This is a genomic window from Amycolatopsis sp. NPDC005232 (genome assembly GCF_040607795.1).
GTDB lineage: Bacteria > Actinomycetota > Actinomycetes > Mycobacteriales > Pseudonocardiaceae > Amycolatopsis.
This window is the reverse complement of sequence record NZ_JBEXHL010000001.1, coordinates 341,493-365,173: the sequence shown is the minus strand read 5'-3', so window position 1 is coordinate 365,173 and position 23,681 is coordinate 341,493. Positions and strand designations below refer to the sequence as shown.

General features: G+C 69.8%; 25 protein-coding genes. 9 read left to right on the top strand and 16 right to left on the bottom strand.

The genetic code is table 11. The features are described 5' to 3' along the window. Positions 1–92 precede the first annotated feature (92 nt). Positions 93–563, bottom strand: a complete 471-nt coding sequence (locus tag ABZU76_RS01790) for a VOC family protein (RefSeq protein WP_354864037.1) — start codon at positions 561–563, stop codon at positions 93–95. A gap of 72 nt (positions 564–635) precedes the next feature. On the opposite strand from ABZU76_RS01790, the gene ABZU76_RS01785 reads away from it, so the two are divergent. Both ABZU76_RS01785 and ABZU76_RS01780 read left to right on the top strand, forming a co-directional pair. Continuing rightward, complete coding sequence (locus tag ABZU76_RS01785) at positions 636–1,037, top strand: tetratricopeptide repeat protein (RefSeq protein ID WP_220244278.1); 402 nt, start codon at positions 636–638, stop codon at positions 1,035–1,037. A gap of 179 nt (positions 1,038–1,216) precedes the next feature. Beyond that, positions 1,217–1,417: a hypothetical protein gene (locus ABZU76_RS01780; protein WP_220244279.1), complete on the top strand. Its 201-nt coding sequence runs from the start codon at positions 1,217–1,219 to the stop codon at positions 1,415–1,417. A 203-nt stretch (positions 1,418–1,620) separates the two neighbouring features. Here the strand turns inward: ABZU76_RS01780 and ABZU76_RS01775 are convergent, their stop codons facing one another. Then, the gene (locus tag ABZU76_RS01775) at positions 1,621–2,334 is read right to left on the bottom strand and encodes a murein transglycosylase (RefSeq protein ID WP_354864746.1); all 714 of its coding nucleotides are present in this window, start codon (positions 2,332–2,334) and stop codon (positions 1,621–1,623) included. A 425-nt stretch (positions 2,335–2,759) separates the two neighbouring features. On the opposite strand from ABZU76_RS01775, the gene efeU reads away from it, so the two are divergent. The 4 genes from efeU to ABZU76_RS01755 are packed head-to-tail and all read left to right on the top strand — an operon-like array spanning position 2,760 to position 6,454. Further along, positions 2,760–3,608: an iron uptake transporter permease EfeU gene (gene efeU, locus ABZU76_RS01770; protein WP_220244280.1), complete on the top strand. Its 849-nt coding sequence runs from the start codon at positions 2,760–2,762 to the stop codon at positions 3,606–3,608. Continuing rightward, positions 3,605–4,756, top strand: coding sequence for an iron uptake system protein EfeO (gene efeO / locus ABZU76_RS01765; RefSeq protein WP_354864034.1), 1,152 nt, complete (start codon positions 3,605–3,607; stop codon positions 4,754–4,756). The genes efeU and efeO overlap by 4 nt, the downstream gene beginning before the upstream one ends. Beyond that, a complete protein-coding gene (gene efeB / locus ABZU76_RS01760) occupies positions 4,753–6,009 on the top strand; it encodes an iron uptake transporter deferrochelatase/peroxidase subunit (RefSeq protein WP_354864032.1) in 1,257 nt (418 codons plus the stop codon). The genes efeO and efeB overlap by 4 nt, the downstream gene beginning before the upstream one ends. 34 nt (positions 6,010–6,043) lie before the next feature. After that, the gene (locus ABZU76_RS01755) at positions 6,044–6,454 is read left to right on the top strand and encodes a PPOX class F420-dependent oxidoreductase (RefSeq protein WP_220244283.1); all 411 of its coding nucleotides are present in this window, start codon (positions 6,044–6,046) and stop codon (positions 6,452–6,454) included. A 5-nt stretch (positions 6,455–6,459) separates the two neighbouring features. Here ABZU76_RS01755 and ABZU76_RS01750 read toward each other — a convergent pair whose 3' ends face one another. Then, positions 6,460–6,666, bottom strand: coding sequence for a carboxylesterase family protein (locus ABZU76_RS01750; protein ID WP_354864744.1), 207 nt, complete (start codon positions 6,664–6,666; stop codon positions 6,460–6,462). 239 nt (positions 6,667–6,905) lie between these two features. Between ABZU76_RS01750 and pip the strand changes: the two genes are divergently transcribed. Beyond that, positions 6,906–7,883, top strand: coding sequence for a prolyl aminopeptidase (gene pip / locus ABZU76_RS01745; protein ID WP_354864030.1), 978 nt, complete (start codon positions 6,906–6,908; stop codon positions 7,881–7,883). A 58-nt stretch (positions 7,884–7,941) separates the two neighbouring features. On the opposite strand, the gene ABZU76_RS01740 is transcribed toward pip, so the two are convergent. From ABZU76_RS01740 to ABZU76_RS01715, 6 genes are all read right to left on the bottom strand, one after another. Beyond that, positions 7,942–8,496, bottom strand: a complete 555-nt coding sequence (locus ABZU76_RS01740) for a hypothetical protein (protein WP_354864028.1) — start codon at positions 8,494–8,496, stop codon at positions 7,942–7,944. After that, positions 8,493–9,818 (bottom strand): hypothetical protein, encoded by a 1,326-nt coding sequence (locus tag ABZU76_RS01735; RefSeq protein WP_354864026.1) that lies wholly within the window; start codon positions 9,816–9,818, stop codon positions 8,493–8,495. Before ABZU76_RS01735 ends, ABZU76_RS01740 begins: the two co-directional genes overlap by 4 nt. Then, on the bottom strand, positions 9,815–10,618 hold the full coding sequence (locus tag ABZU76_RS01730) for an ABC transporter ATP-binding protein (protein WP_354864742.1): 804 nt from the start codon (positions 10,616–10,618) through the stop codon (positions 9,815–9,817). Before ABZU76_RS01730 ends, ABZU76_RS01735 begins: the two co-directional genes overlap by 4 nt. Before the next feature lie 21 nt (positions 10,619–10,639). Continuing rightward, on the bottom strand, positions 10,640–11,416 hold the full coding sequence (locus ABZU76_RS01725) for a zf-HC2 domain-containing protein (protein ID WP_354864024.1): 777 nt from the start codon (positions 11,414–11,416) through the stop codon (positions 10,640–10,642). Beyond that, positions 11,413–11,970: an RNA polymerase sigma factor gene (locus ABZU76_RS01720; RefSeq protein ID WP_354864740.1), complete on the bottom strand. Its 558-nt coding sequence runs from the start codon at positions 11,968–11,970 to the stop codon at positions 11,413–11,415. Before ABZU76_RS01720 ends, ABZU76_RS01725 begins: the two co-directional genes overlap by 4 nt. Positions 11,971–12,331: 361 nt before the next feature. After that, the gene (locus ABZU76_RS01715) at positions 12,332–12,901 is read right to left on the bottom strand and encodes a helix-turn-helix domain-containing protein (RefSeq protein ID WP_354864738.1); all 570 of its coding nucleotides are present in this window, start codon (positions 12,899–12,901) and stop codon (positions 12,332–12,334) included. A gap of 189 nt (positions 12,902–13,090) precedes the next feature. Between ABZU76_RS01715 and ABZU76_RS01710 the strand changes: the two genes are divergently transcribed. After that, positions 13,091–14,026, top strand: a complete 936-nt coding sequence (locus ABZU76_RS01710) for a zinc-binding dehydrogenase (RefSeq protein ID WP_354864022.1) — start codon at positions 13,091–13,093, stop codon at positions 14,024–14,026. On the opposite strand, the gene trpC is transcribed toward ABZU76_RS01710, so the two are convergent. The 3 genes from trpC to ABZU76_RS01695 form a co-directional block, all read right to left on the bottom strand. Then, positions 14,023–14,799 carry an indole-3-glycerol phosphate synthase TrpC gene (gene trpC / locus ABZU76_RS01705; RefSeq protein WP_354864020.1) on the bottom strand — a complete coding sequence of 259 codons (777 nt, stop codon included), beginning with the start codon at positions 14,797–14,799 and terminating at the stop codon, positions 14,023–14,025. The genes ABZU76_RS01710 and trpC overlap by 4 nt on opposite strands. A gap of 173 nt (positions 14,800–14,972) precedes the next feature. Further along, entirely contained in the window at positions 14,973–15,887 is a 915-nt protein-coding gene (locus tag ABZU76_RS01700; protein ID WP_354864018.1) for a MazG family protein, read from the bottom strand. Between the two features lie 8 nt (positions 15,888–15,895). After that, positions 15,896–16,876, bottom strand: coding sequence for a hypothetical protein (locus ABZU76_RS01695; protein WP_354864016.1), 981 nt, complete (start codon positions 16,874–16,876; stop codon positions 15,896–15,898). Positions 16,877–17,003: 127 nt separating this feature from the next. Between ABZU76_RS01695 and ABZU76_RS01690 the strand changes: the two genes are divergently transcribed. Beyond that, entirely contained in the window at positions 17,004–17,417 is a 414-nt protein-coding gene (locus ABZU76_RS01690; protein WP_354864014.1) for a hypothetical protein, read from the top strand. On the opposite strand, the gene ABZU76_RS01685 is transcribed toward ABZU76_RS01690, so the two are convergent. The 4 genes from ABZU76_RS01685 to ABZU76_RS01670 form a co-directional block, all read right to left on the bottom strand. Beyond that, positions 17,401–17,565 (bottom strand): DUF397 domain-containing protein, encoded by a 165-nt coding sequence (locus ABZU76_RS01685; RefSeq protein WP_354864012.1) that lies wholly within the window; start codon positions 17,563–17,565, stop codon positions 17,401–17,403. The genes ABZU76_RS01690 and ABZU76_RS01685 overlap by 17 nt on opposite strands. Further along, a complete protein-coding gene (locus ABZU76_RS01680; protein ID WP_354864010.1) occupies positions 17,546–18,433 on the bottom strand; it encodes a helix-turn-helix transcriptional regulator in 888 nt (295 codons plus the stop codon). Before ABZU76_RS01680 ends, ABZU76_RS01685 begins: the two co-directional genes overlap by 20 nt. Positions 18,434–18,524: 91 nt before the next feature. Continuing rightward, positions 18,525–22,088 (bottom strand): transcription-repair coupling factor, encoded by a 3,564-nt coding sequence (gene mfd, locus ABZU76_RS01675; protein ID WP_354864736.1) that lies wholly within the window; start codon positions 22,086–22,088, stop codon positions 18,525–18,527. A 25-nt stretch (positions 22,089–22,113) separates the two neighbouring features. Then, complete coding sequence (locus tag ABZU76_RS01670; RefSeq protein ID WP_354864008.1) at positions 22,114–23,622, bottom strand: FAD-dependent monooxygenase; 1,509 nt, start codon at positions 23,620–23,622, stop codon at positions 22,114–22,116. Positions 23,623–23,681 lie beyond the last annotated feature (59 nt).

The following is a 23,681-nucleotide window of genomic DNA, read 5'->3' as shown; positions in this document are numbered from 1 at the left end:
TCCTCAGTGGGTCGTGCCTGCGGTGACGCCGCCCAGAGTAGCCGTCCGCGGCTTTCACCCGTTGGAGGCACGGCCATTCCGCTCAGTGCCCGTCAGTGGCCTTCCGAGCCCTCCGGCCGCACTTCACGCCACCCGGACGGCAGCTCGACGGTCTCCGACGTCTGCTGCCAGAACGTCCAGCTGTTGCCCCCCGGATCCGCCACCGTGAACACGCGCGCGCCGTACGGCTGGTCCTGCGGCGGCTCCGGCTCGGCGTCCTCACCCAGCGCCGAACGCACGCGCTCGTACTGCGCGTCGACGTCGGTCACGTAGATGATGTTGAGCTGCCCGACCGGTCCCTCGGCGCCCTTGGCCGCCCAGTACTCGGAACCGACGCCGGCGAGCTGGACCGTTCCGGTGCCCGCGCAGAGCGTCGCCTGGAAGACCTCCCCGGACGCGTCCTCGAACCGCACTTCCTCCCGGAAGCCGAAGACCCTGGTCAGCCACTCCAGCGCCGCCGTCGCGTCGGTGTAGTAGAGGTAGGGCGCCAGGCCCAGGTAGCCGGGTTCCTGTCCGCTGCTCATGGCAGGACAGTGCACCACGACCCGTCCGCCGCCTCGTGCGAGGCCCTCCGGAGCGGTATCGTCGGAGTGACCATGACGGACGCCGCAGCAGCACCAGAGCCCACCGGCGAAGACCGTTTCCGCGCCTTCCGCCAGGCCGAGGATCTGGTCGAACGCCACCGCCCGCTCGACGCGCTCAAGGCGCTCGAACCCCTGCTCGACGAGACGGACAAACCGAGCGTCCAGCTCCTCGCGGGCCGCGCGTATTTCCACTCCGCGCAGCTGCGCCGGGCGGAACGCGCGTTCACGCGAGTCCTCGAGCTGGATCCGACGGATCACTACGCCCGCTTCGTCCTCGGGCGGACCCTCCAGCGCCTCGGCCGGTTGGCCGAGGCGCTGGCGCAACTGCGGATGGCTTCGGCGATGAACCCCGTGCCGGAGTACCTGGAGGCGATCGCGGAAGTGACGGCGCGGATCACGTTGCAGGATCGCTGACGGGCTGTTCGGGCTCCGCGCCTTTCCCGATCGGCGCTGTCAGGCTCGGTCTTCCGGCTGGTCATCGGTTGCGCGGGTGTGGCCTTTCGGCGCCGCCGCTCGGCCGGTCGGCTGATCCGGCGGACCCTCCTCGTGGGCGAATCTTGAGTCATCACGGAGAACGACCCGAGGAGCTCGAGATGAACGTCTTCACCTTCATCGCCGTCTACGCCGGCCTTGCCGTCCTGCTGCTGGCGGCGCTCTCGCCGGTGATCGTCGAGCTGGACGCGCGATTCCCGGCCGGCCGCCGCCAGCGCGCCGCCGCTGCTTCGCCCGCCACGCCCGCCGCGCCGCGACCGGCGAAGGCCCTCAAGGGCACGCGGATCACCGCCCACGCCTGAGGCGCCGGCGCCAGTGAAGCGCCCGCATTGGCATGGCGCGACTGCGACACCCTGCCAACTCGCCGACTTATCCACACCGTGGCTCTCGCCCGCGAGGTTGTCCACAGATTCCGCGAAACCCGTTTCCGGGCCGCTGACCTCGGTAGACTGGGTTCGGGGACGCCCCCCTTGGGAGGGCGGGGGCCTGTCTTCCCGACCCGCGGTCAGGGAGCGACGCTCGCCGCGGCGTAAGAATCCGCAGCGGAGAACACGCTCTGCACGTAGTCCACTGAAGCGTTGTAGAACAGCATCGCGCGCCACCAGCCCGTGGGGGTGCCGAGGTCGTCGCCGCCGGAGCAGAGGTAGCGGGCGGCCGTGAAGGCGGCGTCGTCGATGTTCTGGGGGTTGGCGGGTTTGCCGTCGCCGTTGGCGCGTTCGGCGTACTTCTTCCACGTCGCCGGAGTGAAGTGCAGCGGGCCGAGTTCGTGGTCGGCTTTGCGGTCGCCGTCGAGGGCGCCGGAGTCGGTGTCCGCGCCGACGGAAGCGCCGACGACAGCGGGAGTCATGTCACCCGAGGAAGACACGGTCAGCGAAGGCGTGGCCAGATGGCCGATGCCGGCGAGGGTCGCCCAGGACAGGTGGCAAGCCGGTTTCTGGCGGCGCATCCACATTTCCGCGCGGCCGTACGCGGCGAGAACCCGAGCGGACAGCTGAGTTTTGCCCGCCACGCGCGCGGCCCACGCGTCCAGCTCCGCCTGGTCCGATTCCGTCGGACGGTCGGGCGGGGCGGCCAAACCGGCACGCGGAGCCGTAGCACCCGATTGGGGACGCTGCGGTGGCACCGAGAACGACGACGTCGCGGCAGGAACGGGCGGAGCGGCCGAAGGAGCCGGGTTACGCACCCCGATCGTCACCACCAGCACGATCCCCGTGAGCACCAGCCCCAGCGACAACGCGATCCGGCTGACGTAGCGACGAGGCGGAGACGTCGTCTGAGTGGTATCGGCCACCCGGACAGGTTACTTCTCCCACCTTCGCGTGACGCCACATCGGGTGATCACGAAACGCCTCGCGCCAGGCGTCCCAAGTCGGACACAGCCAGGGGCCGATCGAACACTCCCCGATGCGGTTCCACCTCACAAAAGGCAAGCGGACGGTTAACTCCCAGCCCCAGCCGCCCACATCACACAATTCGTTATGGATCCGCCGTTCACCCCGCTGACCTGCGGTTACCCTAACCTAACCCGCCCGGGTGATCCGTTTTGTCCGATCACTCAGGGGGTCTCGGGCGTACGCTCCTCTGGACTTACAGGCAAGCCTTACCTAAAAACATCAGGTCAGGTATGCGGAGGAGGGCTGAGCAGTGGTGTTTTCGAGCGCGCTCATCGGGTTGCGTGAGGGGCTCGAAGCCGCCCTCGTGGTCAGCATCCTGGTGGCGTTCCTGGTCAAGACGGACCGGCGCCACGCGCTGAAGTTCGTGTGGCCGGGCGTGGGTGCCGCGGTGCTGCTGTCGGTCGCCGTCGGCGCGATCCTGACCTACAGCACCGCGCAGCTGAGCTTCGAGCACCAGGAGCTGCTCGGCGGCAGCCTCTCGATCGTCGCGGTCGCGTTCGTCACGGCGATGATCTTCTGGATGCGCAAGGCTTCCAAGCAGATGGCCGCGGAGCTGCGCGGCAAGATGGAGGATGCGCTCAACGTCGGCCCCGCCGCCGTGCTGCTGCTGTCGTTCCTCGCAGTCGGCCGCGAAGGCCTCGAGACGGCCGTGTTCTTCTACTCCGCCGTGCAGACCGCGCAGTCGGACACGATCCAGCCGCTCATCGGGTTCGTGGTCGGCATCGCCGCCGCGATCGTGATCGCATACCTGCTCTACCGCGGCGCCGTGCGGTTCAACCTCGCGAAGTTCTTCACGGTCACCGGTGTTCTGCTGGTGTTCGTCGCCGCCGGCGTGCTCGGCTACGGCCTGCACGACCTTCAGGAAGCCGGCTTCATCCCGGGCCTGACCACCCTCGCGTTCGACGCGTCGAGCGCGCTGCCGGAAACCTCCTGGTACGGCGCGCTGCTCAAGGGGATCTTCAACTACTCACAGCAGACCACCGTGCTGCAGGCGATCGCTTGGGTCGCCTACGTCGTGATCGTGCTCCCGCTCTTCCTCAAGCCCACCAAGAAGAAAACCGTCACGGCTGAAGCCGCTGCGGCCGCTGTCAAGGAGTGACCGTGCCCCTTTCTCCCAGAACCCCACTGGCCGTGCTGGCCGGAGTCGGCGCCCTCGTGGCCCTGTCCGCGTGTGACAGCACCGATTCCGCGTCGAGCGGCTCCGGCGCGGCGGGCCCGATCAAGGTCGAGGCCTCCGACAGCACGTGCGCCGTCGCCGTGAACACCGCCAACGCGGGCAACGTGACGTTCGAGATCACCAACAAGGGCACCAAGGTCACCGAGTTCTACCTCTACGCCGAGGGCGACCGGATCATGGGCGAGGTCGAGAACATCGCCCCCGGCCTCAACCGCCGGCTCATCGTCGAGGTTCCCGAGGCCGGCAAGTACCAGACGGCGTGCAAGCCGGGCATGGTCGGCAACGGCATCCGCGGCGACTTCACCATCACCGGCGGCGCGCAGAAGCAGACCGACACCAACGCGCAGAAGGCCGAAGCCACCATGAGCTACGCCACCTACGTCGCCAACAACACCGCCGCGCTCGAGACCGAGACGCAGAAGTTCGTCGACCTCGTCAAGGCCGGCAAGGTCGACGAGGCCAAGGCCGAGTACGCCACCACGCGCGTGTACTACGAGCGCATCGAGCCCGTCGCGGAGAAGTTCGGCGATCTCGACCCGCTGATCGACGTGCGCGAGGCCGACCTCGAGTCGGGCCAGCAGTTCACCGGTTTCCACCGGCTGGAGAAGGACCTGTGGGTCACCGGCTTGCAGCCGGACAGCCCGCAGGTCGCCGACAAGCTGCTCACCGACGTCAAGGACCTGGTCACCAAGACCAAGACGCTGCAGCTGAGCGCGCTCGACCTCGCCAACGGTGCCAAGGGCCTGCTCGACGAGGTCGCCACCGGCAAGATCACCGGCGAGGAAGAGACGTTCTCACACACGGACCTGTGGGACTTCCAGGCCAACGTGGACGGTTCGAAGGGCGCGATCGCTTCGCTGCGCCCGATCCTGCAGGAGCGCGACCCGGCCCTGGTGTCCACTCTGGACAAGCAGTTCGCCAACGTGCAGGCGCTGCTGGACAAGACGCGCGTGGGTGACGGGTTCAAGTACTACAACCAGCTGTCGCAGGACGAGATCAAGGCGTTCGCCTCGGCGGTCGACGCGCTGAGCGAGCCGCTGAGCAAGGTCGCGGAGGTTGTGTCGAAGTGAACGAAGAGGGCACCCGCGTCTCCCGTAGGAAGCTGTTCGGCCTGGCGGGAGCGGGGGTCGCCCTGGCCGGCGCGGGAGCGGCGGCCGGGGTCGGCATCGACAGGATGGGTGGCTCCACCGCACAGGCCGCGGTGACCACTGTGGACTTCCACGGCGAGCACCAGGCCGGCATCGTCACGCCGACCCAGCAGAACTTGCACTTCGCCGCGTTCGACGTGACCACGACCGACGTCGGCGAGCTGCGGCAGCTGCTGCGCACGTGGACTTCGGCGGCGCGGCGGATGACGGCCGGGCAGGAGGTCGTGCCCAACGGCGCCGTCGGCGGCGCGGCCGAAGCCCCGCCCGGCGACACGGGCGAGGCGCTGGACCTGCCGGCGTCCGATCTGACCTTGACGATCGGCTTCGGCCCGTCGCTGTTCGACGGCCGGTTCGGGCTCGCGGCGAAGCGGCCGGCGCAGCTGATCGACCTGCCGCTGTTCCCGAAGGACAAGCTCGACCCCGCGCGCACCGGCGGTGACCTGTGCATCCAGGCGTGCGCCAACGACCCGCAGGTCGCCGTGCACGCCGTGCGCAACCTCGCGCGGCTCGGCTTCGGCGTCACGGAGGTGCGCTGGTCGCAGCTCGGCTTCGGGCGCAGCTCGTCGACGTCGCGCGAGCAGGCCACGCCGCGCAACCTGTTCGGGTTCAAGGACGGCACCAACAACATCAAGTCCGAGGACACCGATTTCCTGCGCGACGAGGTGTGGGCCGTGGCCGGCGACGGCCAGGCCTGGATGGCTGGCGGCTCGTACCTGGTGGCGCGGCGGATCCGGATGCACATCGAGACGTGGGACCGCGAGCCGCTGGAGGGCCAGGAGCAGATCGTCGGCCGCACCAAGGGTTCCGGCGCGCCGCTGGGCCAGACGGCGGAGTTCGACGAGGTCGACCTGGGCGTCCGCGGCGAGGGCGGCGTGCCCCTGATCGCCGACGACGCGCACATCCGCCTGGCGTCGCACCAGACGTTGAACGGGACTCGGATCTTACGGCGTGGCTACAACTTCGTCGACGGTTCCGACGGCGTCGGCCACCTCGAAGCCGGGTTGTTCTTCCTGGCCTTCAACCGCGATACGCGCAAGCAGTACGTGCCCATGCAGCAGGCGCTGTCGTCGAAGGACGCGATGATGGAGTACGTGCAGCACACGGGTTCGGCGCACTTCGCGGTTCCGCCGGGCCTGACGTCCACCTCGAACTGGGGCGACGGCCTGTTCGCTTGACTTCAAGTGGGGTTGAACTTGCACGGTGGAGTGCATGTTCACCTCAGCAGAACTCGACTACCTCGCCACGCAGGGTCTCGGGCGGCTAGCCACGCAGCAGCCGAACGGGACCCTGCAGGTCAGTCCCGTGGGCTTCACCTACAACGCTGACGCCAAGGCCATCGACATCACCGGCTACCACCTGACGCAGAGCCGCAAGTACCGCAACGTCGCCGCCAACGGCCGCGCCGCCTTCGTGGTGGACGACCGGCCGTCGCTGAACCCGATGCGCGTGCGCTGCCTGGAGATCCGCGGCCGCGCGGAGGTGCTGACCGACGTGTTCGCGCCGGACGGGCACCTCGACGGAGCGGTCATCCGGCTCCACCCGGAACGCATCATCAGCATGGGCATCGACAACGCCGATGTGCCGCCGTTGGAGATGAAGCCGAACAACCGCAACGTCTGAGGCCGCTACCGGATCGTCGACCAGAACCCGCACTGGTGCTCGGCCGCCGCGTCCACGGGCCGGATCTGGTTCGGCACCAGCTGAAGCCGCCCGTGCGCCGTTCCGGCGGCCCACCTCGGTGCTCCGGCGTGGTTCGGGTCGCCGGTCCGGGCGAAGGCGGTCCAGTACGCGATCATGCTCGCCGCCAGGTCCTGCTGCGGCTGGGTTTTCAGCAGGTCGAGACCGCCAAGGTCGAACAGTCGGTGTGCGCCGGAATGGATCTAGGGCGGCACCCGGGAGGGTGGGGCTTTGCCATCGCGAGGGGTGCACGGGGCCGGCGTTGGGAATTCAGCGCCAGTAATTCAGCCGCGGGGATTCGGGGGTTCAACGCCGAAGCAGCCCGTCCGTGGGGGCGAACAGTGCGTTCACACTTTCGCCCTCGCGCCGGGCACCGGTGCGCGATCATGCCTGCATGGCGAGTAAATCCGAAGACGGGCGTTACCCCTCGACCGAGCCACACGAGTCAGGCATGTTGGCGGTCGGCGACGGCCATTCGCTGTGCTGGGAGGTGTCGGGCAACCCCGACGGCAAGCCGGCCGTCGCGCTGCACGGTGGTCCCGGCTCGGGGAGCTCTCCGAGAGCGCGGAGCCTGTTCGACCCGGACCGTTACCGCGTGGTCCTGTTCGACCAGCGCAACTCCGGGCGCAGCACTCCATCGGCGACCGACCCGGTCGTCGACCTGTCTGCGAACACCACCCAGCACCTCGTCGCCGACATCGAGGCCCTGCGGGTCCACCTGGGAATCGAGCGCTGGCTCGTGTGGGGTGGCTCGTGGGGCGTCACGCTCGCTCTCGCCTACGCGCAGGCACATCCGGAGCGCGTGACCGAATTGGTGCTCGCGGCCGTGACCAATGGCGACCGCCGCGACACCGACTGGATCACTCGTGACATGGGCCGCGTTTTCCCGCGCGAGTGGCAAAAGTTCCGCGATGGCGTCCCCGCCGCCGAACGCGACGGCGACCTGTCAGCCGCCTACAACCGGCTGCTCCACGACCCCGACCCCGAGGTCCGCGCCAAGGCCGCACACGGGTGGTGCGAGTGGGAGGACACGCACATGTCGCTGGCCCCCGACGCCGCACCGCGCCTGTCGATCGCCGACCCGGCGTTTCAGCTGGCCTTCGCCCGCATCGTGACCCACTACTGGTCCCACGGCTGTTTTCTGGACGACGGGCAGCTGTTGCGTGACATCGAGCGGCTCCACGGGATTCCCGCCGTGTTGATCCACGGGCGCTACGACGTCAGCGGTCCGCTCAGCACAGCCTGGGCGTTGCACCGGGCCTGGCCCGGAAGCGAGCTCGTGGTTCTCGACGACACCGGTCACGGCGGCGGCAGCATGACCGCGGCGATCGTCGCCGCCACCGATCGCTTCGGTCGTGATCAGGGCGAGTAACAGCCGGTTGCCGCACCCGCCCCTCGTGCGGGTACGGCAACCGGCGGTCCCCCAAGGCTCAGCGGCGCGCCCCCGCCGCCGAGTACACGCCAGCGCCCGCCAGGAAAAGAGCGCCCGCGAGCCACCATGAGACAGCGACGTCCGAGGGCTGCAGGGGCCACGCCAGCACGTGGGACAGGCCGGCCGGGTCGGGCGGCGCGAAGAGTGCGAGCACGAGCCACAGCAAGGGCAGCGTCCACCCGAACTGGCCGCCGAAGGCGAACGCGGCCAGGCCGGCCAGGCCGACGAGGCCGAGGCCGTCGCGCACGATGACGGAGGCCGGGACCACGGAGGCGCGCACGAGGAGCAGGACGCCGACCGCCACAAGGCCCAGCAGCACCAGGTGCACGAGCCGCCGCGGGAACCAGCCGAACGCGGCCGTGCGGTCGAGGTCCACGTCCTGCCCCGAGAGCCCGGTGGCCGCGACGGCGATGGCCGCGCCGAGGGCCAGCGAGGCGGACAGCACGGACCAGTCGGCGCCGGCAAGGATCCGGATCGCGATCGGGCACAGGACCAGCGCCGCGAGGGACGCGGGCAAGCGGCGCGAGCGGGCGTAGAGCGTCAGCCACCTCATCGGGTCGCCCCGGTCAGCAAGGCGTACGGGTCGCCGGAGCAGGTCTGCTCGGCCTGGTACGCCGCGGAAACGCGCGCGAACTGCTCGGAAGCGGGCAGGGCGCGCAACTGCGCCCCCACGTCGTGCATCGGTGTGGTCAGCCAGGCACCGTAGACGTCGGCGTGGGGCGGCGCGCCCGGATCACCGAGCAGCCAGGCGGCGATGATGTAGCTCGCCTGCGTGCCGGTCGGCGGGCCGGAGCAGTAGGGGGCGATCGCGAGGAGCTCGTACTCGAGATCGTGGCCGGAGACGTCACGCAGCGCGTAATCGTCGCGGCGGACGACGAGCGTGGACGGGTCGCCGGGGCCGTGGGAGATGTTCACCGGTGTTGTCGTTTCGACGATGCGCGTCGGCGCGGAAGGCAGCTTCGCCAGCAGGGCCAAGGCGTCCTTGCCCGGTCCGGCCACAGTGGACAGCCACTCGGCGTGCAGGGTGGTGACGCACACCGGACCTTCGCACACGGGCGCGGCGGCGCTGGGGTTGTCGACGAAGTTGTCGGCGGCCGCGGCCGGGAAGATCGGGATGGCGACGGCCAGCCCGACGACGGCCGGCAGCACCGCGAACCACCGCCGGGTCGCCAGCACCAGGAACCCCGTCGCCGCCAGGCCGAGCAGCCAGCACAGCTGACCGATCGACACCGAGAGAACCGGGTCCACGAAAGCACTGCGCGGCTGCGCACCCGCGGGCGAGAGCAGCGCGATCCGGTTGGGCACCGTCTGCTGCACCGCGCTCCCGCGTTCGCCGGCGACCTGCAGCAGCACGCCCACCACCAGCGCCACGACCCCGGCCGCAGGCGCCGTCAGCGGGTGCGGCAGCAGCCGGCCGACGGCGAGCCCCACGGCGGCACCCGCCACCACCGAAGCGACGCCCACCAGCAACGGCAGCACCCACGTGAACGTGAACATCCCGTCGTTCGCGATCACCTGCCCGAGCCCGACCGCGACGATCACGAGGTAACCGACCACAGCGGACAGTCCGATCACGAGCCCGACCTTCGCCGTGCGCCGCGCGACGGGCAGCGGAGTCGTGGCCAGCAGTTCGTCCATTCCGGACCGGCGGTCGCGCATCCCCTGGATCGCGGCGGCGCACACGATGATGGGCCACAGCAGGGAAAGCAGGTAGCGCGACCACAGGATCGACGGCGTCCACTGGAGGTTCCAGGCGTCGGCGTCCTTCCACCACGGCCCGCTGAACAGGAAGAAGAACCCCAGCCCCACAGCCAGGAGCACGAACAGGAGCCACGGCGCGATCGTCCGCCTCGCCTCGGTGCGCAGCACGCTCACCAGGAACCCCTCCCCCGGTCGTGGTTGAGCAGCGCCGAATAACCACGCTCGATGGGGCTGTCGCCGATGTCCTCGGGAGTGCCCGCGGCCGCCAGCTGGTCGGGCGTGCCCTGGAAGACGAGCTTGCCCTCGGCGAACAGCACCACGTCGGTGCACGCCGTGGCGACGTCTTCCACCAGGTGCGTCGACACGACGACACACGCGTCCTGTCCGAGCTGCGCCATGAGCTCGCGGAACCGCACGCGCTGCGCCGGATCGAGGCCCGCGGTGGGCTCGTCCAGCAGCAGGATCTGCGGGTCGTTCACGATAGCCTGCGCGATGCCGACGCGGCGGACCATGCCGCCCGACAGGGTTTTGAGCTTGTCGTCGGCGCGGTCGGCGAGGCCCACGCGCTCGACCGCGCGCTGCACGGCGGCGGGGATGTCCTGTTTGGACATCTCCTTCAACCACGCCAGGTACTCGACGAACTCCCGCACGGTGAACCGCTTGTAGTACCCGAACGTCTGCGGCAGGTACCCGATCCGCCGGCGCAGGCGGCGCTGGTCGATGTGTCCCCCGACCGACTCACCGAGCAGCGCCAGCCCGCCTTCCGCCGGCCGGAGCACTGTCGCCAGCGCTCTGATCAGCGTGGTCTTGCCGGCCCCGTTGGGCCCGAGCAGGCCGTGGACTCCCTTGCCCAGGGACAAATCCAGGCCATCGACGGCCATTTTCCGCCGCCCCACCCGTACTTTCAGCGCTTCCGCCTGGATTTCCCAGGCATAGGTCGACGGAGCGACCTCAGCGGCTTCGACTGCCCGCATGTCCATTGTCCCCTTCCTCCCTCAGTGGTGCGCGCTGAGCCGGGTGAAAGCGCTCCGACGGAACACCACCACCACGGCCGTCAACGCGAAGATCCCGCCCCAGACCGGGAGCGATCCCGGTTGCAGTGCGAACGAAGACCCCTTGGCCAACGTCGGCAGCACCAGCACCGCGATCCACGCGGCCACCAGCACCAACGCCGACCGGCTCACGCCGATGAGCCCGCCCAGCGCCAGGGTTCCCGTGGTGAACGCGAGGCTCGGTAGCAGCGCCAGCCCCAGATTCGTGCCGGTGAGCCAACCCGCGACCAGCAGCACGGGAACCACGGCCACCAGCACCGCCGTGGTGCGGCGAAGAACAAGGTCCAGACCAGCCCGCGGGCTGGCGGCGACCAGTTCGTACGCCGGGTCGAGGCCACGTGACCACGACGCCGCGACGCCCAGCACCGGCAGCACCGGCGCGAAAATCTGGACGAACGACAGGTTGCCCTGGAACCCGCGGTCGAGCAGCACGGCCACGACCGCCACCAGCACCGTCATCACCAGCCACGGCAGCATCACCGGGGTCGCCCAGCTACGGATCCTGAAGCGGCTGGGTACGCGTTGCGGCTTGGTGGTGAGCTGGGCCTGGAGTCCATTCCAGACTTCGGTGACCAGCGGGTCGGATGTGGACAGCTGTGCGAGCCGAGCGCGGCAGACGGCACACGTCTCGAGGTGGGCCTCGGCGGCCCACTCCTCGTCGCCCGGCAGCGTGGCGCCTTCGAGGTAGCCGGTGAGGAGCCGATCCGGGACGTGTTTCATGTCAGTGCCTCTCGCATGGCGATCCGCGCGCGGCGCGCCCGCGTCTTCACAGTTCCTTCCGGCAGCCCGAGCAGCACGGCGGTCTCGCGGACGGACAGCCCGTCGAGCACCATCGCCTGCAGGACTTGCCGCAGCTCGGGGGCCAGCGTGCGCAACGCGTCGCCCACCTCGTCGCCGACGGTGCCCTTGAGCGCTTCCTCCTCCGCCGCCGGCGCGGTGACGTCGACCTGGGTCACGGTCGGCACCTGCGAGTGCTGCGCCCTCCGCCGAAACGCGTCAACCAGCCTTCTCACGGCGATCGTCCACACCCACCCGACCGCCGACCCGCCGGCCGCCGCCCCCGCGAACGACCCGGCCGCCCGCCACACCGCCAGGTACGTCTCCTGCATGACCTCGGCGACAACCTGCTCATCCGCACAGCGGCGCCTCAACCGCACCGCCAACCAGGGCGCCGTGCGACGGTAGAACTCCTCGAACGCCGCCCGATCGCCCCGCGCAGTCCGGCGGACGAGCTGCTCCTCGTCCACCTCTGGCGCGGGCTTCTGGTGCTTCACATCAGGCAAGACGCCGCGAATCATCGCACGGTTCTCGTGGTTGTGTGGTTTGGGTCACACCACTGGGTGGAGGGGAATGCGGTCGCGGGCGGCAGTGGTGCCGGCTGTGGGGTGGTGCGGAAGGCCTGGATGGCCAGGGCGGCGAACTGCTCCGGCTCGGTCACAGCGCCGCGGGACTCCGGCAGTGCAAACGCGGCGGGCGGCGGAGGCGAACCCGCCGCCGTGGTCACACCACTGGGTGCACAGGCACGCGAACATCCGGCAGGAGCGGTGACAGCTGACGAGCGGCGCGAAAGGCCTGGACCGCCAGCACGGCGATGCGAGGTGAAGCAGCGACAGCCGTCGACCAGCGCCGCCGTGGTCACACCACCGGGTGCAGAGGCAGGCGAGCCGCCGGCGGCAGTGGCGACAGCTGCGGGGTAGCGCGGAAGGCCTGGATGGCGAGGGCGGCGAAGCGACGTGAAGCCGCGACACGGGCGGCGGGCGAGGTGGCGTGGATGCCGTTGTTGGCCATGAGGACCAGGACGAGGTCGTCGACGACGAAGTCGGGGCGGAGGTGGCCCGTGGTTTTGGCGCGGCGGGCCAGTTCGGCGATCGAGGTGAGGGCGGAGTCGCGGGCGGTGGTGAAGTCGAAGGCGCGCGGGAAGCGCGAGAGGAAGGCCGCGGTGAAGCCGCGGTCTCGGGCGTGGACGTCGAAGAGTTTTTCGATCACCAGGCAGAAGCCGAGCCACGGGTCGGGGGTGGCGAGGCCCTCGTCGATGATCTGCCGGCAGACCTGCAGCTGGTCCGCGAAAGCCGCGCCCGCCAGGTCTTCCTTGGTCGGGAAGTGGCGGTAGAGCGTGGCGGGGCCGACGCCGGCGCGGCGGGCGATTTCGCGCATCGGGACGTCGAGGCCTTCGGTGGCGAAGACCTCGCGGGCCGCGGTGAGGATGCGGTCGCGGTTGTCGCGGGCGTCGGAGCGGAGGGTGCGCGACGCATCCGCGGGCGAAGCAGCACCCCCCGAGACCGAGGAGTCGGGGGGTGAGGTCTGAGGCAAACGAGCCGTCACGCTCTCACTTTAGCCGAAACGGACGCCCCCGTCCGTTAGCGTCGGCGGCGAGATCGAGAGGAGAACACGCAGGTGAAAGCAGTGGCGATTAAGGAGTTCGGGCCGCCCGAGGGGTTGCGGGTCATCCAGGCAGCGGAGCCCACGCCCGGGGCAGGGCAGGTGCTGATCGAGGCCGAGGCCATCGGGGTCGGCGGGGTCGACGCCGTGATCCGGCGCGGCACGCTCGGCAGTTACGGCTTCAAACCCGGCCACATCCCCGGCAGCGAAGTCGCCGGGACGGTCGTCGCGGTCGGGGCCGGCGTCGACGAGAGTCTGAAGGGCCGGCGGGTGTGGGCGTTCACCGGCACGGGCGGCGGGTACGCCGAGAAGGCGGTCGCCAGCGATTTCCTGCCGATCCCCGAGGCCCTGACCAGCGAAGACGCCGTGGCCATCGGCACCTCGGGAGGCGTCGCGCACTTCGCGCTGGCGCACGCGCACTTCGAGGCCGGCGAGTCCGTGCTGGTGCGCGGGGCGGCCGGGAGCATCGGGGTGTCGGCGGTTCAGCTGGCGGCACGAAGCGGCGCCAAGAACGTGGCCGTCACGACCTCGAACCAAGAGCGAGGTGAGCGCCTCAAGAAACTTGGCGCGACGGAAGTCCTGGACCGCGCGGGGACCGGCGAAGGCAAGTACGACGTCATCATCGACCTGATCGCCGGTCCGAACCTGCCGGACTTCTTCGACAAGCTCAACCCCAACGGCCGCCTCGTCGTGGTCGGCGTGGTCGGCGGGATGCCACCCGGCGACTTCGCCGCGAAGCTCCTGCAGAACTTCCGGAAGTCCCTGTCGTTCATGACTTTCAGCGCCGACACCGTGCCCCGCGAGGCGCTACAAAAAGTGCGCCTGGAGCAGTTCAACGACGAAACGTTCCAAGGCGTCGTCCACGAGATCCTGCCGCTCGACCAAGCCGCACTGGCCCACCGGAAGATGGACGACGGTGAGGTCTTCGGCCGGATCGTCCTGAAGCCCTAACCCTGGATGAAGTCGCGGACGGACGTCACCGGGTCGCCCGAGCGCACCAGCGCCTCGCCGACCAGGACGACGTCCGCGCCCCAGCCGCGGTACTCCGCGACGTCGCCCGGGCCGGCCACGCCCGACTCCGCCACGCGCACGCGGTCGGCCGGGATTTGCGGGCCGAGTTCCTTGAACACGGTCCGGTCGACCTCGAGAGTCGTGAGGTCACGAGCGTTGATCCCCAGCACCTGCGCGCCACAAGCGACCGCGCGCTCCAGCTCACCGGCAGTGTGCGATTCCACGAGCGGCGTCAGGCCCAGCTCCACCGCGAGGCCGTACAGGTCGTCGAGCAGCGAACCCTCCAGCGAGACGACCATCAGCAACGCCAGATCCGCCCCGAACGCCCGCGCCTCCCACAGCTGATACGGCTCCACGATGAAGTCCTTGCGCAGCACCGAAACGTCCACGCGCGCCCGCACGGCTTCGAGGTCCGCCAGCGACCCGCCGAACCGGCGACGCTCCGTCAGCACGCTGATGGCTGCCGCGCCGCCCTGCTCGTACTGGCCCGCGAGCGCGGCCGGGTCGGTGATGTCGGCGAGCGCGCCCTTGCTCGGGCTCTTGCGCTTCACCTCGGCGATGATCGACACGCCGGGCGCGCGGAACGCCGGCAGCGGATCCCGCGTCGGCGGCAGATCGCGGACGCGCGCCTGCAGGTCGGCCAGCGACGTCGACCGCTTGCGGTCCTCCAGATCCTCCCGGACACCCTCGAGAATCCCGTCCAGCACGCTCATACCCAACTCCTCCACCGACGACCGACCAACCACCATCGTCGGTCCACCCGGGACAGAAGGCACGCGGGAGTGCGCGCGATCACTGCGTGACGTACCGCCCAGGGCACACAGCGTGGCCGAACAGGCGCCCACCGCACCACCGTGTCACCCAAAAAGAAAACCCGAAATGCCCGTTACGGCCAGAACTTGCGCCAGCCGTCCGCTTCCAACGTCGACGGTTCCACGCCCGCGTCCCGCGCCGCTTCCTCCGCCGCCCGGAGGTCACTCGCGAACTGCTTCGCGACGGCCCGCAGCTCACCCTCCGGGTCAGTGCCCGCCCGGCGCGCCGTGGCCGCCGTGCGGAACAGCTGCGAGGCCGGGTCCGAGCCGGCCGGGAACAGGTCCAGCGGAATCCCCGCCCGCCCGCTGCGTTGCCCGAGCTTGGCGACCAACGCGATGGCGGGCTGGCCGAGCGCGACACCGTCCACAATAGAGCGGCGCTGCTTCTCCGCCTGCTTGAGCTCTTCCCACTTCAGGTTCTGCTGGTCGACCGTGGCCACCTTCGCCGCGTCGGTGAACACGTGCGGGTGCCGCCCGACGAGCTTCGCCGTCAACGCCCGCGCGACGTCGTCGATCGTGAACGGATCCTCGGCGTCCTCCGCGGCCAGGCGGGCGTGGAAGAGCACCTGCAGGAGGACGTCGCCGAGCTCTTCGCGCAGGGCCTCGCGGTCGTTTTCCTCGATGGCGTCGAGCAGCTCGTAGGTCTCCTCGACCAGGTACTGGCGGAGCGTTTCGTGCGTCTGCACCGCGTCCCACGGGCAGCCGCCGGGCGAGCGCAGGCGGTCCATGACCTCGGCGGCTTCCACCAGCGGCGCCACCGGAGCCTCGATCACGCGCGCACCCGCGGCCACCAGCGCGGCCGCTTCCGGCGACGACGCCGAAGCCGTGATCAACACGAAGTCGCCCGTGATTCCCGCCGGAACCGGTGTCAGGCCGAACTGCGCAGCGTCAACGTCCGAAGCCGCATACACAACGGCGCCACGCACCAAACCGACCGCTTCGGCCGGCACCGTCGCCCCGTGCGCGACGACGACAACCGACCCGCTCACTGCTGAGTTCACTGCTGAGCCGGAGCACTACCCCGGACCGGCAGAAGAAGACCCTGGAAGCTGTTCGCGTTGGCCGCGAGGTCCATGCCCACGGTGTCCCACACGCCGTAGCGCGGGTTGATCTTGTAGTCGACCTGGCTCAGGTACGGCTGCAGCATCCGCACCCCGATCGCCCCGATCTGGTCGGGCGTCGGCTGCTGGGGCTGGTCGGTCGAGACGGGCTTGTCGGTGGAGCGCTGCTTCACGATGGCGACGAGCCACTCGGTCGGCAGCTGGCTCGGGTTCGGCTGGAACGCCATGACGGTGTTCGGCTCCGAGCCGAACAGCACCGAGCCGGCATCCGCGGGCGACGCCAGCGCCGCGAGCGGCTCCCCGACGCCGGCCTGCTCACCCTTCGCCACATCCCCCTGCACGGCGGCCGGGTCGGCCGCGTACGTCTGCGCCTTCGCCAAGGCTTCGGCCTTCGAATCGGCCGGGTCGATCGACGGCGCCTGGCCATCAGCGGACGGCCCGCCGATCACGATGTAGTCGAGCGTGACCGACAGCTTCGGCAGGTACTTCACCGCGAGCTGCTGCTCCAGGTACGCGTCGGTGAGCGCTTCGCGGTGGTCACGCGTCCGCTGCACGAGCTGCGTCACGGCCGCGGGCTGGTCCTGCGCGAGGCTTTCCGGCATTTCGCCGGCGAGCGGGTCGCCCTGCGACAGCGCGGCGGAGATGGTGGCCTGGTCGGCGACGAGGCCTTCCTTCTGCGCCGCCTTCTGCACCACGGCGTGGAGCAGCTGCTGGCGCACGATCTCCCGGCCCACCAGGTCGAGCTTGTGCTGCGCGGCGAGCTGCTGCGCGTACGGCTGTTCCTTCAGGGCCTTGTCGATCAGGCCCTGCACCTCGTCGATGGTGGTGACCTGGCCGTCGACGACGGCCGCGGTGCCCACCTGGCTGGGCCCGGCGCCGCACCCGGCGAGCAGCAGGCCACTGGCAACGACACCCACCAGCGCGCTGCTAGACCGTTTTTTCGAGCCGAGGCGCCCCATGATCCGCATCACAGGCCATACCCTCTCACACCGCCGCCCCCGAAACGCAACACCATCGGGGTGCGCGAAGCGTTATTGTCGACAAATGGACTCGTGGTTGTCGATCGAGGTTCTCGACGGGGAGTTCGCAGCGCACAGCTGGCAACGCGCGCACGGCGACAACCTCACCGAAGCCGCCCTGACCCATGGCGCCGAACAGTGGACGTGGCACGTCCACCGCTGGGGCGTCACGCTCGAGATCGAGTTCGCCACGGAGGCGCAACGCGACCGGTTCCGCGGCCTCCCCGCGGTGACGGCCGCCCTCGACGCCGTCCCCGACCCCGAACACGGCCTGCTCGTGTACCCCGGCCGCGGCGGCGGCTCGGGCTCACGCGTGCCGCGACACCCGCGACCCCTGCCGATGGCCGACGCGGGCGCGGTGCCTACGCCGAAAGAGGAAGTCCGTTTACAGCTGGCAACAGGTGAGCCGCCGATGTTCCAGCTCAGCTCAGGCGGCTGAGCAACTCACGCCAGGCAGCCGCGGTGACAGTGATGTGGCCCGCCTCGCGGTCCTTCGTATCCCGGACGAGCACCTCGCGGTCAGCCGCAACCTCGACGCAATCGCCACCGTTCGAGCTGTAGCTGCTCTTACGCCAATCGAGGAACATCCTGCCGCGCTCCAGGTGAGTAGAGGTCTGTCGCCAAGCTGGCGACAAGCTCCCTCGATTCTGCCTCACCGAGCGCGACCTCACCAAGGCGCTTCAGGACACCTCGGTACACCTTGATCTCCTCTGCCTTTTCAAGAAACAGCGATGTGATCTCGCTGTCGATGTACGCGACGGGTTTGAACAGGTCAGAGTCGATCAGCTGGAAATGGCCCGCCACTCCCGGATGGCCACCGGCGCTCGCAGGCACAATCCGGATGGTGATGTTCGAGCGCACCGAAAGCTGCAGCAGCTGATGAAGCTGGCCCGACATCACAGCTCTATCCGATCGCCCGACCGGCAACCGCAGCACGAACTCATGCAGGTAGAACTCAAAGTTCACTTTCGGGCTCTTGGTCAGGATGACCTGCCGCGACATTCGAGCGAAGACTCGTTCATCGACATCATCCTGCTTCGGAACGTTGCCGGTCTCCGTGATCAGCGCGCGGGCGTAGTCGGGTGTTTGCAGCAGGCCCGGCACGATTGAGCCTTGATAGGACGAGATCGCCGTGGCGCGCTCCTCGTGCCAGACCAAGGTCTGAACCTGCACCGGCAGGTTCAGGTAGGTCTCCAGCAACCCGGGCTCGTCGAGGTCCTCGCAGAGGGCGTAGACCTCCGTGGCCTCGTCGCCAATCACGCCCATGAGCGTGAGCATTTTGACCACATCGATGTACTTGCTGCCACGCCGCGCGTTGAACATGTTGGAGATGCGGGTGGGCGGCCAGTCCAACCGGCGCGCCATTTCCCGCACTCCCCAGTGGTGCTCTTCCATCAGCTCTCGCAGACGGACACCGAGCTGGCGGCTGCGCACAGTCGAATAGCGGTCGTCCATGCGAGGAAGCGTACGGTCGAAACCGGTTCCACTCCAACGTTTCCGCTGGCGGTTCGCCCAAAGGTCGCGCTGTGCCCAGCCGCGTACAGCGTCACACGGGCGCGGGGGCTTTCGTGAGCTGCGCCAGGAGCTTCGTGCACCACTCGAGCAGTTCGACATCGCGCAGCGTCGGCGCGCCCATGCGGCCGCCGGCCGGGCCTTCGGTGGGTTTGGGCACGGAGACGGTGTTGGTCACCGCCTTGTACAGCGCCTTGGGATACAAGCGTTTCAGCCGCACCATTTGCGAATCGGCCAGTGGCAATGGCGCGAAGCGGATGGTGTTGCCCTGCACCGCAACCTCCGTGACGCCCGCCGCGCGGCAGGTGTGGCGGAAGGCGGCCACCGCGAGCAGACGGTTGACGGGGGCGGGCGGCAGGCCGTAGCGGTCGATGAGTTCTTCGCGCACGGCGTCGAGGCCCGCGGTGTCGGGCGCGGCCGCGATTTTGCGGTAGGCCTCCAGGCGCAACCGTTCGCCTTCGACGTAGTCGTGGGGGATGTGGGCGTCGATGGGGAGGTCGACGCGGACTTCGGCGAGTTCCTCTTCCTCCGAAGGCTCGGCGCCGGCGTGGCGGCGGAAGGCTTCGACGGCTTCGCCGACGAGGCGCACGTACAGGTCGAAGCCGACGCCCGCGATGTGGCCGGACTGTTCGGCGCCGAGGATGTTGCCCGCGCCGCGGATCTCCAGGTCCTTCATCGCAACGGCCATGCCCGCGCCCAGCTCGGTGTTCTGCGCGATGGTCGCGAGCCTGTCGTGGGCGGTCTCCGTCAACGGCGCTTCCGGCGGGTACAGGAAGTAGGCGTAGCCGCGTTCGCGGCCGCGGCCGACGCGTCCGCGCAGCTGGTGGAGCTGGGCCAATCCCAGCAGGTCACCGCGTTCGACGATGAGGGTGTTGGCGTTGGAGATGTCCAGGCCGGTTTCGACGATCGTGGTGCAGACGAGCACGTCGTACTCGTTTTCCCAGAAGCCCTGGATGATCTTTTCGAGCTTGTCCTCGTTCATCTGGCCGTGGGCGGTCACGACGCGCGCTTCGGGCACCAGCTCGCGGATGCGTTTGGCGGCCTTCTCGATGGAGGAGACGCGGTTGTGGACGTAGAAGACCTGGCCGTCGCGCAGGAGCTCGCGGCGGACGGCGGCGCCGACCTGCTTGTCGTCGTAGCCGCCGACGTACGTCAGGATCGGGTGCCGGTCTTCCGGCGGGGTGAGGATGGTGGACATCTCGCGGATGCCGGCGAGCGACATCTCCAGCGTGCGCGGGATCGGGGTGGCGGACATCGTGAGCACGTCGACGTGGGTGCGCAGCGCCTTGATGTGTTCCTTGTGCTCCACGCCGAAGCGCTGCTCCTCGTCGACGATCACGAGGCCGAGATCCTTGTATCGGATTCCGGTCTGCAGCAGGCGGTGCGTGCCGATGACGATGTCGACCTCACCCTCGGCGAGCTGCTCCAGGACCTGGTCGGACTCGGCCTTGTGCGTGAACCTTGAAAGGCCCTTGATGGTGACCGGGAACGACTGCATGCGCTCGGTGAAGGTGTTCAGGTGCTGCTGCGCGAGCAGCGTGGTCGGCACGAGCACGGCGACCTGCTTGCCGTCCTGCACCGCCTTGAACGCGGCGCGCACGGCGATCTCGGTCTTGCCGTAGCCGACGTCGCCGCAGATCACGCGGTCCATGGGGACGCCGCGTTCCATGTCGGCCTTGACCTCGTCGATGGCGGCGAGCTGGTCGTTGGTCTCGGTGAACGGGAACGCGTCTTCGAGCTCGCCCTGCCACGGCGTGTCGGGGCCGAACGGGTGGCCGGGCGCGGCCTGGCGGGCGGCGTAGAGCTGCACGAGCTCGGCCGCGATCTCCTTGACGGCCTTTTTGGCGCGCGCCTTGGTGTTCTTCCAGTCGGAGCCGCCGAGCTTGTTGAGCGTGGGCAGCTCGCCGCCGACGTAGCGGGAGACCTCGTCGAGCTGGTCGGTGGGCACGAACAGGCGATCGCCGGGGTGGCCGCGCTTGGAACTCGCGTACTCCAACAGCAGGTACTCGCGCGTGGCGCCGGCGACGGTGCGCTGCACCATCTCGACGAAGCGGCCGATGCCGTGCTGGTTGTGCACGACGTAGTCGCCGGCCTTCAGGGCCAGCGGGTCGACGGCGTTGCGCCGCCGCGACGGCATCTTGACGTTGAGGTCCTTTGTGGACGCTCCGGCGTTGGCGCCGCGGCCCGTGAGGTCGGCTTCCGAGAGCACCACGAGGGCGCGCTCGGGTGAGACGAAGCCGTCGACGAGGGCGCCGCAGGTGACGGTGACGACGCCGGCGCGCGGGGCCTCGGTGATGCCTTCGCCGGCCAGCGCGGCCGGGACCTCGGCCGCGGTGAGCTGCTCGACGGCGCGGCTGGCCGTGCCGTGGCCCGCGACCACGAGCACGCCAGTGCCGCCGGCGGCCACGTGGGCGCGCAGGTCGGTCATCGCGCGGTCGAACTCGCCGCGGTAGGCGGGCGCGGCCTCGACGCCGACGCCGTAGACGTCGGGGTCTTCGCTGCTCAGCTGGGTGATCGTCCACCAGGCGCGCTTGGTGTCCTGCGCGTGCTCGGCGATCTCGGCCAGGTCGCGGTAGGCCGAAGCGCCGAGGTCGATGGGCGCTTGCCCGCCCGCCGCGGCCGTGGTCCACGAGGCTTCGAGGAACTCCTGGCCGGTGCGCACGAGGTCGTGGGCGCGGGCGCGGATCTTCTCCGGGTCGGCGAGCAGCACGTGACTGCCGCGCGGCAGGGCGTCGGTGAGCAGGGTGAGCTCGCCGGCGCACAGCACCGGGATGAGGGCTTCCATGCCTTCGACGGGGATGCCGTCGGCGAGCTTCGTGAGCATCTCGGCCAGCTGAGCGTCTGCCTCATAGGTGACGGCGAGCTCCGCGGCCTTGGCCTTGACGTCGGCGGTGAGCAGCAACTCGCGGCACGGCGGCGCGGTGACGTGCAGGATCTCGCCCGGCAGGGAGCGCTGGTCGGAGACCGCGAACGCGCGGATCTCGCTGACCTCGTCGCCCCAGAACTCCACGCGCACGGGGTGCTGCGCGGTGGGCCCGAACAGGTCGAGGATGCCGCCGCGCACGGCGAACTCGCCGCGCTTCTCGACCATGTCCACGCGGGTGTAGGCGAGCTCGACCAGGCGCTCCAGCAGGCCTTCGAAGCTCTGCTCCTCGCCGACGACCAGGTCGACGGGGTCCAGCGAGCCAAGGCCGGGGGCCATGGGCTGGATCAGGCTGCGGACGGTGGAGACGACGACCTTGAGCTCGTCGTCGCCCGTGTGCAGGCGGTGCAGCACCTCGAGGCGGCGCCCGACAGTGTCGGCGCGCGGCGAGAGGCGCTCGTGGGGCAGCGTCTCCCACGAGGGGAAGTCGACGACCTTCTCGCGCCCGAGCAGGGCTTCGAGGGCGGCGGTGAGCTCGTCGGCCTCCCGGCCGGTGGCGGTCACGGCCAGCACGTGGCGGCCCGCGCCGCCTCTGGATTCGTCTTCGGCGAGCGCGGCGGCGACCAGCTGACGTGCGGTCACGGCGCCCTGCAGCTCGAGCAGCGGGGCGCCGGCGCGTTCGACGACCCCGCGCAGGGCGGGGTCGGGGAGGATGGCTTGGAGGAGTCCGGACAGTGGAGCGTCGGTCACGTCTTCCAGACTACGTCGGGGCACCGACAGTCCGGGGGCGACCTAGCCACGTGGTGAGGGCGGCGCGCAGGTCGGTTTGGCCGGGACTCACCCAGGCGACGTAACCGTCGGGGCGGATGAAGGCCGCGAGGGGCTGGTCGGGGAACGCGGTGGGCCTGGCGGTGGTGATCGTCAGGCGGTCTGACCAGGGTGCGGCCGTGGCTGTGGCGTTGGCGCCCGCGTCGAGGAGGACAGCTTTGCCCGCGCGGAAGTGGGTGGCGAGGGTGGTGCCGTCGTCCAGTGGGAGGTCGGGGACCCGGTGGCCGAGGAGCGGGTTGGGACCTTCGTCGTAGTGCTGCCAGGTGCCGCTGATCCGGTTGACGACGTGGGTGGCGCCGTCGGGGGTGTCGAGGAGGTCGGTGATCACTTCGCGCAGCGCGTCGGCGCGGGCGCCGCGGTGCTGGGTGAGGGCGGTTTGGGCCATGCTCCAGCGCTGGGCCCAGGCGCCGATGGGGTGGCGCTCTTCGGTGTAGGTGTCCAGGAGTGTTTCGGGGGCCTGCTCGCGGGCGACGAGGGCGAGCTTCCAGCCGAGGTTGGTGGCGTCGCCGAGGCCGACGTTGAGGCCTTGGCCGCCGGCCGGCGAGTGGACGTGGGCGGCGTCGCCGGCAAGGAGGACGTTGCCCTGCCGGTAGGTGGCGGCTTGGCGGGTGGTGTCGGAGTAGCGGGTGGCTTGGTGGAGCTTGGTGATCTTGACTTCGGTGCCGGTGGTGCGCCGGAGACTGGCCTGTAGTTCTTCTCGGGTGACGGGGCCGATGTCGGCAGGGGCGGTGAATTCGACGGTGTGGATGCGCAGCGCGTTGCCGGCTTCGGGGGCCCAGCCGCCGACGGTGTAGGAGCCGTTTTCGGTGCGCTGCCAGCCGTCCGCGGCGAGTTCCGCCGGGTCGTCGAGCTCGACGATCGCCTGGCGGCCGGTGAACACGGGGTCTTCGCCGGGGAACTCGAAGCCGGCGAGCTTGCGGACGGTGCTGCGGCCGCCGTCGGCGCCTACCAGCCAGTTCGTGGTGATCGTGCCGGCTGTGGTGTGGACGGTGCCGTCTTCGAAGCCGACGAGTTCGGTGCCTCTTTCGACGTGCGCGCCCAGGCGGGCGGCGTGGTCTTCGAGGATGGCCTCGAGATCGGCTTGGGCGATCACGCCGGCACCGAGGAACTCCTGCTGCGCGTCCGGTTTGAGGCGACTCGCGCGGATGCCGATGCCGGCGAAGTGGCCGACGAAGATGTCTTCTTGTGGTTGTTCTTGTTGCGGGGCTTGCCCGTTGAACGACCACAGGGCGGCGGCCTCGACTTGGGGCAGAATCCCGCGCAGGTGCAGCGCGTGGACGCTGGGGGCGTTGAGGGCTCGGGCACCCATGGAGCCGTACCGCGTCGGCGGTCGTTCCGTCTCGCGCTCCAGGACCTTCACACTGGCGCCGCCCAGCCTCAGCTCCGCGGCGAGCATCAGGCCGACCGGCCCCGCACCGGCCACGACGACGTCGTAGTCCATGTCCGTCCCCCAAAACCCGGTTACAGTGTTCCTGGTATACCGAACTGGGTACGGTGTGC